Origin of the sequence: Streptomyces sp. NPDC051172, assembly GCF_040682555.1 — a bacterium.
In the GTDB taxonomy this organism is placed as follows: Bacteria; Actinomycetota; Actinomycetes; order Streptomycetales; family Streptomycetaceae; genus Streptomyces.
On the sequence record NZ_JBFBBE010000346.1, the window covers coordinates 1 to 1,441 of the forward strand.

Genomic DNA, 1,441 nt, shown 5'->3' on the forward strand with positions numbered 1-1,441 from the left:
GAGAAGGACGCTGCCCTGGAACGCCGGTTCCAGACGGTGATGGTCGAGGAACCTGACGTGGAGGACGCGATCTCCATCCTCCGCGGCCTGCGCGAACGGCTGGAGGTCTTCCACGGTGTCCGCATCCAGGACAGCGCACTGGTCGCTGCCGCCGTCCTGTCCCACCGGTACATCACCGACCGGTTCCTGCCCGACAAGGCCATCGATCTCATCGACGAAGCCTGCGCGCGTCTGCGAACCGAGATCGACTCAATGCCCGCTGAGCTCGACGAGCTGACCCGGCGGGTGACCCGCCTGGAGATCGAGGAAGCGGCGCTGTCGAAGGAAACGGACCCTGCCAGCAAGAACCGGCTGGAGGAGCTGCGCCGGGAGCTGGCCGACCTGAAGGCGGAGGCGGACTCCAAGCGCGCCCAGTGGGAGGCGGAGCGTCAAGCGATCCGCAAGGTCCAGGAGCTGCGCGGTGAGCTGGAGCGGCTGCGGCGGGAGGCGGAGGAAGCGGAGCGCTCCTACGACCTCAACCGTGCCGCTGAACTGAGGTACGGGGCTATCGCTGACGTGGAACGACGCCTGCGCGCCGAGGAGGAGCGTCTCGCCTCCAAGCAAGGCGGGCAGCGGCTGTTGCGGGAGGTGGTCACCGAGGACGAGATCGCCGAGATCGTCGCAGCATGGACGGGGATCCCCGTGGCCCGGCTGAAGGAAGGTGAACGCGACAAGATCCTCAGCCTGGACGCCACCCTCAAGGAGCGGGTGGTCGGTCAGGATGAGGCCATCACGCTCGTCAGCGACGCGATTATCCGTGCCCGCTCCGGCATCCGCGACCCGCGCCGACCCATCGGCTCGTTCATCTTCCTCGGCCCCACCGGAGTGGGAAAGACCGAACTGGCCAAAGCGCTCGCGCAAGCACTGTTCGACAGCGAGTCGGCGATGGTCCGGCTGGACATGAGCGAATACCAGGAACGTCACACCGTCAGCCGGCTCGTCGGTGCACCTCCCGGGTATGTCGGGTACGAGGAGGGAGGGCAGCTGACCGAGGCGGTGCGCCGCCGCCCGTACAGCGTGGTCCTTTTCGACGAGATCGAGAAAGCGCACCCGGACGTGTTCAACACGCTGCTGCAGGTCCTCGACGACGGCCGCATCACCGACAGCCAGGGACGCACCGTCGACTTCCGCAACACCATCCTCATCATGACCTCCAACATCGGTGCCCATCACCTGTTGGGCCTCGATGGCGGCTCGATCCCCGACGACGTGCGAAACAGTGTGCTCGGTGAGTTGCGCGCCCACTTCCGTCCCGAGTTCCTCAACCGGGTGGACGACATCGTGGTGTTCTCGCCGCTGGGTCGTGAACAGATCCAGGACATTGTGGAGCTGCAGTTCAACGACCTGCGCTCCCGGCTGGCCGAGCGTCAGATCCGCATCGAGCTGACGCCCGCGGCACGCC

1 protein-coding gene is annotated in these 1,441 nt (G+C 66.6%); it reads left to right on the forward strand.

What is annotated here, in order from left to right; genetic code table 11:
• Window positions 1–1,441 (forward strand): AAA family ATPase (locus tag AB0N07_RS50970; RefSeq protein ID WP_365847813.1); only part of this gene is annotated, 1,441 nt, incomplete at both ends.